6 protein-coding genes and 1 pseudogene are annotated in these 8,726 nt (G+C 57.3%); 4 read left to right on the plus strand and 3 right to left on the minus strand.

Translation table 11 applies throughout. The features are described from left to right. Positions 1–512, minus strand: a 512-nt coding sequence (locus tag PKC81_RS13780; RefSeq protein ID WP_324337060.1) for an acyl-CoA dehydrogenase family protein, incomplete at its 3' end; no start/stop codon positions are given. 174 nt (positions 513–686) lie between these two features. On the opposite strand from PKC81_RS13780, the gene PKC81_RS13785 reads away from it, so the two are divergent. Continuing rightward, a complete protein-coding gene (locus tag PKC81_RS13785) occupies positions 687–1,886 on the plus strand; it encodes an MFS transporter (RefSeq protein ID WP_324337062.1) in 1,200 nt (399 codons plus the stop codon). Here PKC81_RS13785 and PKC81_RS13790 read toward each other — a convergent pair. Continuing rightward, positions 1,868–3,511 carry an alpha/beta fold hydrolase gene (locus PKC81_RS13790; RefSeq protein WP_324337064.1) on the minus strand — a complete coding sequence of 548 codons (1,644 nt, stop codon included), beginning with the start codon at positions 3,509–3,511 and terminating at the stop codon, positions 1,868–1,870. The two genes, PKC81_RS13785 and PKC81_RS13790, sit on opposite strands and share 19 nt — an antisense overlap. A 113-nt stretch (positions 3,512–3,624) precedes the next feature. On the opposite strand from PKC81_RS13790, the gene PKC81_RS13795 reads away from it, so the two are divergent. Then, positions 3,625–5,394, plus strand: coding sequence for a DEAD/DEAH box helicase (locus PKC81_RS13795; protein WP_324337066.1), 1,770 nt, complete (start codon positions 3,625–3,627; stop codon positions 5,392–5,394). Between the two features lie 84 nt (positions 5,395–5,478). Then, positions 5,479–6,690, plus strand: coding sequence for an LL-diaminopimelate aminotransferase (locus tag PKC81_RS13800; RefSeq protein WP_324337069.1), 1,212 nt, complete (start codon positions 5,479–5,481; stop codon positions 6,688–6,690). 126 nt (positions 6,691–6,816) lie between these two features. Here PKC81_RS13800 and PKC81_RS13805 read toward each other — a convergent pair whose 3' ends face one another. Continuing rightward, the gene (locus PKC81_RS13805; RefSeq protein WP_324337070.1) at positions 6,817–8,226 is read right to left on the minus strand and encodes a hypothetical protein; all 1,410 of its coding nucleotides are present in this window, start codon (positions 8,224–8,226) and stop codon (positions 6,817–6,819) included. A 230-nt stretch (positions 8,227–8,456) separates the two neighbouring features. On the opposite strand from PKC81_RS13805, the pseudogene PKC81_RS13810 reads away from it, so the two are divergent. Next, a pseudogene (locus tag PKC81_RS13810) lies at positions 8,457–8,726 on the plus strand (hypothetical protein); the annotation flags it as partial.

Consider the following 8,726-nt stretch of genomic DNA (forward strand, 5'->3'; position numbering starts at 1 on the left):
AAGAAGCCCCAATCGGCATGCTGCGCCATCGTCGTCCAGGTCTTCTGGCCGTTGACGACATAATGATCGCCATCCTGCACCGCCTTTGTACGGAGCGAGGCAAGGTCGGAACCGGAACCCGGCTCCGAATAACCCTGGCACCACCAATCCTCACCCGAAAGAATGCGGGGAAGGAATTTGGCTTTTTGCTCGGGCGTGCCGAAGGTGTAAATGACCGGGCCAACCATCGAAAGGCCGAAGGGCATCAAACGGATGCAATCGGCGCGGGCGGTTTCTTCCGACCAGATATAGCGCTGCGTCGGCGTCCAGCCAGTACCGCCATATTCAACCGGCCATGCGGGGGCGACCCAGCCCTTTTTGTGCAAAATGCGGTGCCAGGCGAGGAAATCCTCCTTGCCCAGCTCGTCGCCTTCGTCTTGCTTGCCGCGCAGTTCCTGCGGGTAGTTTTCAGCGATAAATGCCCGCACTTCGTCACGGAAGGCGAGGTCTTCGGCAGTGAATTCCATATCCATGGCAGCTCTCCTCTATTGCGGCAATGTAGCGCGCACGTCCTCGCAAGGCGAGCCGACTCGCACCAAATCCGTCTGGCATCGAAATTACCGGACGTTTACGTAAACGTCAATTGACCTGCCTCTATTTTACCAACATGATGGCGTCAGGGATTTTGCCTTGAGGAGAGGGCATTTATGGAGGAATGGCGGCGCGGTTGGCGCACCGTTTTGGGCGCGGCGCTGGCGGCAGCGACTGGCGTCAACCTGCTCTATTTTGTTTTCAGCCTGTTCATTCCGCATCTGCAAAAAGAAACCGGCTGGACGCTCGGCCAGTTCTCCCAACTGCAGGCCATTGTCGGCATAGGTTCGCTGGCCGCCCCGCTCGCAGGCTGGGCGATGGATCGTTATGGTCTGCGAAAGGTCTGGGCGATCGGTATGGTTGCGATCGCGATGCTGTATCTTGTTGTCGGCTTCTCACCTGTCATCCCCACCTTGTTTGGAGTGATGGTCTTCATGACCGGGCTGATCGGCGTCGCGACCAGCTCGATATCCTATACAAAGGCCGTCAATGGCTGGTTCTCGTCTCAACGCGGACTTGCGCTGGCCTGTTCGGCCATAGGCATTTCGCTAGTGGCGATCTTTATGCCGCCCGTGCTCGAAAGGCTGATTGCACTGGAAGGATGGCGCGCCGGCTATTTCATGCTCGCGGCGCTGGCCTTGTTCATTGGCTTGCCCTCAATCCTCTTTCTTGTCGCCGATATTCCGGTGCGGGTTCCGGATGACGAGGAAATCAGGCGACTTTCGGATGAAGGCCCCGATCCTTTTTACCGAAGTGCTGCATTTTGGCTGATAGCGGTCAGTTATGTCGGCATAAATATCCCTGCCTCTGGGATGCTCAGTCAGATGGTGCCGATGATGCTGGAGGAGGGGCTGACATCGGCACAGGCCGCACTCGGGATTTCGGCCTATGCCGCAGGGCAATTTTTCGGAAGGCTCGCTTGTGGCTGGATGCTTGATCGCGCACACCCGCAACGCACTGCCTTTTTCTTCACGCTGATTCCGGCAATTGGCTGCGTGCTCTTATGGCAAACGCAGAACTATTATGCCGCTGCACTATTTGCTGTTGCCGCTATCGGCGTGCAACAAGGTGCGGAGATCGACTTGCTCGCCTATTTTGTTGCCCGCCGTTTCGGGCTTGATCGCTACGGGTCGATATATGGCTGGATCCAGGTTGCGGGCTGGATGGGCACGTTGTGCGGCGTGCTCTTGTTTGGCAAAATCCATGACTGGACGGGCAGCTATTCGCTGTTTCAGGCAGGGGCGATCTTTTCCTATGTTATCGCCGCAGTGTCATTCCTGTTCGTGAAGCTGAACCCTCAACGGGTTTTCACGTAACTTCCCGGCGCTTCCTCAATTGCCTTCAACTTGCCCTTACCGGGCTGCCTTGGGCCTTTGGCAGCGACCTGTTTCGGCGACTGGGTCGATAGCCAATTCAACCAATCGGGCCACCAGCTGCCCTTGGTTTCGGTCGCGCCTTCGATATATTCGTCGAGGCTGGAAACTTTGGGGTCTTCATTGAGCCAATATTGATATTTGCCTTGGGCTGGCGGGTTGACGACGCCCGCGATATGCCCGCTGCCTGCAAGTACGAAACGTACCGGCCCTTTGAAATGGTCGCGGATTTTCCAGACGCTGCCGACAGGGGCGATATGGTCCTCGCGGCCGGCCTGCACATAGGTCGGCGTTGTGACTTTGCGCAGATCGATGGGCGTTCCCAACGCCGACAGCGCACCGGGTTCGACCAGCTTGTTGTCACGATACAGATCGCACAAATAGTCTTTGTGCCATTTGGCGGGCAGGTTGGTAACGTCGCCATTCCAGTGCAGCAGGTCGAATGCGGGATATTCCTCGCCAAGAAGGTAATGCTTGTTGATCGTTGACCAGATGAGGTCATTGCCGCGCAACAGATTGAAGGTGAGCGCCAGATAACGCCCATCGAGAAAGCCCTGTTGCGACGCTAGCGATTCGATCATCTTCAACTGGTGCTCATCGATGAAGTTGAGCAGTTCGCCGCCGCGGGTGAAATCGACCTGCGCGGTGAAGAAGGTTGCGCTTTTGACCTTATCCGCCTCGCCGCGCGCTGCAAGGATTGCCAGCGTCGCGGCCAAGGTCGTGCCTGCCACACAATAGCCAATGGCGTGCACGCTATCGACGCCCAATGCATCGCGAATGGTGTCAATCGCATCGATCTGCGCCGCGATATAATCGTCCCAGATCACATCGCGCATTGAGGCATCGGCCGATTTCCACGATACTACGAATACGGTGATACCTTGGTCGACGCACCATTTGATGAAGCTTTTCTCAGCCGTCAGGTCGAGAATGTAGAAACGGTTGATCCAGGGCGGGAAGATAACGAGCGGGGTTTCGAACACCTTCTCGGTCGTCGGCGTATATTGCAGCAGTTGGTATAGCGGAGTCTGGTGCACCACCTTGCCGGGTGTGCAGGCGATATTTTCGCCCAGCCGGAACGCCTGCGGATCGGTGTGAGTCAACTGCCCGCGCTGCATGTCTGCGAGCAGGTGGCTGACGCCGGTCATCAGGCTTTGGCCTTTGGTCTCGATTGCTTTTTCGAGCGCGACCGGATTGGTGAGCGGCGAATTGGCGGGGCTCATAGCCTCGACCACGGTGCGCACGGCAAATTCGAGCTTTGCTTTGTCGGCTTTTGACAGATGCTCCATTTCGTGCGCCGCGCCGATCATATAATCCGACATCAGCTGATAGCCCTGCCGCATCAGATCAAACACCGGATGCTCCCATTGGGGTGCGGCGAAGCGGCGATCTTTCGGATTGACCTTGTCATGGCCGGCCTTTGCCAACGGTGCCAACACCTCACCCCAGGCATCGAGTGCATGTTTGTAGGCAGTCAGCGGATCGGCAGCACCAGCCCCGAAAGTTTCGGCCATTTTGGCGAGCTGTTCAGGGTCCATCAGGGGCGGCATGTTGGGTGAATCGGCCATGTCTGTTGCATAACCCAAGCGGCCGCATTGTCTAAGCTTCTATTTGTTGTGCGGCGCAACATAGACATTGCAGCAAAATGCGCCTATGGAGGGGTTTGAAAACTGGAACCCCAATGACAATTGAAAAACTTCCCGCGCTTCTTGGTGAAGCGCTTACCGCGCGTGGCTATACCACGCTGACCCCTGTGCAATCCGCTGTTATCGCCGAAGAGGCCGTCGGTCGTGACCTTGTTGTTTCGGCGCAAACCGGCTCCGGCAAGACCGTTGCTTTCGGTCTCGCCATGGCGCCAGAGATTCTCGACGGCGGGCTGGTCAGCCTCGCGCGTGATCCCGCCGCCCTGATTATCGCGCCGACCCGCGAACTGGCTTTGCAGGTCAGCCGCGAATTGATGTGGCTTTATGGCAAGGCCGGCGTGCGCATCGCCACCTGCGTTGGCGGGATGGATGCCTCGAAAGAACGCCGCAACCTCCAGACCGGGCCGCAAATCGTGGTCGGCACGCCGGGGCGTTTGCGCGACCATCTGGAACGCGGAGCACTGAACCTGTCGGCGCTAAAAGTCGCGGTGCTCGATGAGGCCGACGAGATGCTCGACATGGGTTTCCGCGAAGAGCTGGAGGATATCCTCAACGCCACGCCCGAGGGCCGTCGCACGCTGCTGTTCTCGGCAACAATGCCCAAACCGATTGTAGCGCTTGCCAAACGTTATCAGCATGATGCCTTGCGTATTTCGACCGTCGGCGAAGATCGCGGCCATGGCGATATCAGCTATCAGGTCGTAACGGTCGCGCCGCCCGACATTGAAAACGCCGTGGTGAATCTGCTGCGTCTGCATGAAGCCGATACCGCGATCCTGTTCTGCGCGACGCGGGAAAGCGTGCGGCATCTCTATTCGAAACTGACCAATCGTGGCTTCAACGCGGTGGCACTGTCGGGCGAGCATAGCCAGAGCGAGCGCAATCAGGCGCTGCAAGCACTGCGCGACCGCCGGGCCCGCGTCTGCGTCGCCACCGACGTTGCCGCGCGCGGGATCGATTTGCCCAACCTTTCGCTCGTCATCCATGTCGAGCTGCCGCGCGATGCCGAAGGTTTGCAGCACCGTTCGGGCCGCACCGGCCGGGCGGGCAAGAAGGGTACCGCGGTACTGGTCGTGCCCTATCAGCGGCGCAAGCGCGTCGAATCGATGCTGCGCGGCGCGCGGATCGAGGCTGAATGGATCAAGGTTCCGACCGCCGACGATATCCGTGCCAAAGACCATGAACGCTTGCTCGAAATGCTGCTGACCCCGGTCGAAGCCGAAGAGGAAGATCGTGCATTGGGTGCCCGTCTGCTCGAGACGATGAGCGCGGAAGATGTGGCGGCAGCTCTTGTTCGCGCCCACCGTGCTAAAATGCCCGCACCCGAAGAGTTGCTCGACAATGGCAGCGGTGAGCGGATGCCGGACAATCGCCGTGCAGGCTTTGACGATTCGGTCTGGTTCAAACTGAACATCGGTCGCCGCAACAATGCCGATCCCAAATGGCTCTTGCCGCTGCTTTGCCGCAGGGGCGGGGTGACCAAAAATGATATCGGCGCGATCCGCATCGCAGCCGATGAAACCTATGTCGGCATTTCGGCTGCAGCTGCACGCCATTTTGCCAAGGCAGTGGCGCAACGCGGACATGATGAAGACAATGATGTCGAAATCATCGAGGCCGAAGGTCCACCGCGCCTGGCCGCACGCGAAAACCGCCGCAAAGGCAAGCCGAACGAGTCCACGCCGCGTCATGCGCCACGCCCCTTTTCGGGCACCGGCGCAGGCGGAAAGCGGCCTTTCCGCAAGGACGGACCTGCACCCTCCAAACATGGCGTGAAGCATAAGGCCAAGGGTAACCGTCCGCGCTAGGCCGGTTTTTCTGGCAAATCGGTGAAACATCGCGCATGAGGGCGGCTCTCTGACCCATTTGTTACAAGGAGCCGCTGGAGTCCGATGTCCGAAGAATTCTACCGCATGAAGCGCTTGCCGCCCTATGTCATCGCTGAAGTCAATGCGATGCGAGCGGCGGCCCGTGCGGCGGGAGAGGACATTATTGACCTCGGCATGGGCAATCCTGACCTGCCGCCGCCCCAGCATGTCATCGACAAGCTGGTCGAAGTTGCGCAGAAACCCGATGCCCATGGCTATTCGGCATCAAAGGGCATTCCGGGCCTCCGCCGCGCGCAGGCGAACTATTATGGCCGCCGTTTTGGCGTCGATGTCGATCCCGAAACCGAAGTTGTCGTGACCATGGGGTCCAAGGAAGGGCTCGCCAGCCTTGCCACCGCAATCACCGCACCGGGCGATGTCGTGCTCGCACCCAATCCGAGCTATCCGATCCATACCTTTGGATTCATTATCGCCGGAGCAACGATCCGCAGTGTTCCGACGACACCGGACGAAAATTACTTCCGCGCGCTCGACCGTGCCATGGCCTTCACCGTGCCGCGTCCGTCGATCTTGGTGGTCAACTATCCGTCGAATCCGACCGCCGAAACGGTCGACCTCGCATTCTACGAAAGACTGGTCGCCTGGGCGAAGGAAAACAAGGTCTGGATCCTGTCCGACCTAGCCTATTCCGAGCTCTATTTTGACGGAAACCCGACGGTGTCGATCCTGCAGGTCAAGGGCGCGAAGGACGTTGCTATTGAATTCACCTCACTGTCGAAAACCTATTCGATGGCCGGTTGGCGCATCGGCTTTGCCGTGGGCAACAAGCAGCTGATCGCGGCGATGACGCGGGTGAAAAGCTATCTCGATTATGGTGCCTTCACCCCGATCCAGGCAGCGGCCTGCGCGGCGCTCAACGGCCCGCAGGATATCGTCGAGAAGAACCGCGAACTGTATCACAAGCGCCGCGACGTTCTGGTCGAGGCCTTTGGCCGTGCTGGGTGGGATATCCCCGCACCGCGCGCGTCAATGTTCGCGTGGGCCCCGTTGCCGCCAGCGCTTGCCCATCTCGGCAGCCTTGAATTTTCAAAGCAGTTGCTGACCGAGGCCAAGGTCGCGGTCGCCCCGGGCGTTGGCTATGGCGAAGATGGCGAAGGCTTTGTCCGCATTGCGATGGTCGAAAATGAGCATCGGCTTAGGCAGGCCGCGCGCAACATCAAACGCTATCTGCAGTCGATGGGCGTGAATACACCGACGCAGGCGAAGGCGATTTAGGGCGAGTTAAACTGTCTTAACGCGACAGGTTTTCCGACGTTGGTTCATCCATTCATAGGTGGTGAAACCCGCTACAGATTGTCCGTCTCCCTTGCCCTACACAGAGCTCGGCTATGGGCAGCGAGGTCACTGAACATCGCCCACTGCAACCTTGTCAAGATTCTGGAGATTAAGGCGGTAATATCCCAGCAGGTATGCATGTTGCTCCTGCCAGCCTTTTTCCTCATTCTGCGTCATTGCATCCACGGCAATTGCCCGTTCGGCGATTTGTCGAAATCGAACCGGGTTTTCCGCAGGATTGACGAGCGTTGAGATCTCAGCAAGCAGCCGCCAAGCCGTTTCGTAATTCCTCCACCCATTTTCTTTCGATTTAGACTGTGCAAAATGCCGGTCAACTACTGCCATTTTGAGATTGATAACCCTCTCGTTATCGCCGGTAAGATAATTTCGTTGCCCGCTATTATAGATCATGTCCTTTTGGTGAAGAATAACATAATCTTCCCAATTCCACTTACCGATTTCACGTTGGCCTTTGTCGGTCAGTATCGCCAGCATGGCATCCGCATATCCATAGGCCATAGCCTTAGGAACGAATGCATCATCATCTTTGCACGCCTTTGCGATTTCCCGTTCCCAATCGTTGCGGAAACGCTCCTCATAAAGGTCACAAAAATCGTCACCGCCGCTGAAGGCTTCCTTTGGGGCATTGGCATAAGCTGGTTGATGCCGCCTTTTTAGCACCTCACCAGCGCGGTCATACATTTCGGTACTAGGGGTTAGTTGCGCCTCAAGCACAGCCAGTCGCAGTTCGATTTCCATCGACGTTAGATCTCGACTAGAACTGTCCTGCACATACTCCAAAGCCCGTGAAACAAATGGATCAATATTTGGGTTGCCGCCATCGCGGGATGGCAACAGCCATCTTTCAATCGCTTCATATTGCGTGAAAACGTCGCGGGCTTGCGCGGCAAGTCGTTTCGATCTGAATATCTCGGCGGCGCTTAGGTATAGGTTTATGCGGTTCAACAGGTCTGAATTCAGCGAATCTTTAATACGACTCAGTTTGGCAACCGACGGAGTGTTCGCTATAAATGATTGGAGCTTTTCAGGTTCGGAAACATCCAAACGCGAAGCTTCTCGTTTGTCTTCGACCTGCAGTTCCTTATTCAATTCACCCAATGCGTTCGTAAAGTCACGGTCCAATTGGGCGGATATTGTTTCAGACGTTCCGTTACGTTTTTCGATAAATCTAAGCGCCTGCTGGACCGTGTTTTCATCACCGTAACGCAAATGCCATCTGATCAGATAGTTGGCGTCGACATGCCCACCGCACGCACCGCCTTTTTTCGTCACGTAGCTTTTGGGAACCGGGATTTCTCTTATCCGCCTTATTTCATCTGGCGATCCATTCCACCCGTATGCGATCAATATGCAGATTTGGCCTTCTTCGTCGGGCAGACTCTGGATCTTTGCATCTGCAGAAGTCGGCACATTGCTGGCGATCAGCAACAATGACAGTGCGCTGCTCAACTTCATGTTCGAACGCCCCTTTTTTATCGGCCGCGAGTTAGTTTATCTGGTTTGCATTCCTAACATATCGCTAAACAGGGTTGTATCAGTTTTGGATTGAACGCGTAGTACGAGGAAAACGGCTGTGTCCGCTTTGTGTGATCCGATTGGTAAAATCAGGCAGCCCACCACCCTAACATAGTTGCCCCACCAGAAACCCCTGTCCTACACACCCCCATTTATGTTCCATTCCACCCATGGAACAGACCGATTCAAACCCACCCTCCCAAATCCAAACCTTTGCCCCCGTGCCCACCCGCGTGCGCCATGATGGCTGGACGCCGAAAAAGCAGGTGGAATTTATCAAGGCATTGGCCGCCAGCGGTTGCGTCGATGAAGCCTGCCGTCGCGTCGGGCGCTCGCGGCAGTCGGCTTATGATCTGCGCGCGCGGCCAGAGGCGGGGCCGTTTCGGGGGGCCTGGGGGGCCCCCCCCCCCAAAACGCCGCAGCGCACAGGCCCCCCCCCC

Origin of the sequence: Sphingorhabdus sp., assembly GCF_035329025.1 — a bacterium.
Lineage (GTDB): Bacteria > Pseudomonadota > Alphaproteobacteria > Sphingomonadales > Sphingomonadaceae > Sphingorhabdus_B.

Bases quoted from the DNA above. Each gene is read 5' to 3' on its own strand.
- PKC81_RS13785 (WP_324337062.1), top strand. From the start codon at position 687: ATGGAGGAATGGCGGCGCGGTTGGCGCACCGTTTTGGGCGCGGCGCTG.
- PKC81_RS13790 (WP_324337064.1), bottom strand. From the start codon at position 3,511: ATGGCCGATTCACCCAACATGCCGCCCCTGATGGACCCTGAACAGCTC.
- PKC81_RS13795 (WP_324337066.1), top strand. From the start codon at position 3,625: ATGACAATTGAAAAACTTCCCGCGCTTCTTGGTGAAGCGCTTACCGCG.
- PKC81_RS13800 (WP_324337069.1), top strand. From the start codon at position 5,479: ATGTCCGAAGAATTCTACCGCATGAAGCGCTTGCCGCCCTATGTCATC.
- PKC81_RS13805 (WP_324337070.1), bottom strand. From the start codon at position 8,226: ATGAAGTTGAGCAGCGCACTGTCATTGTTGCTGATCGCCAGCAATGTG.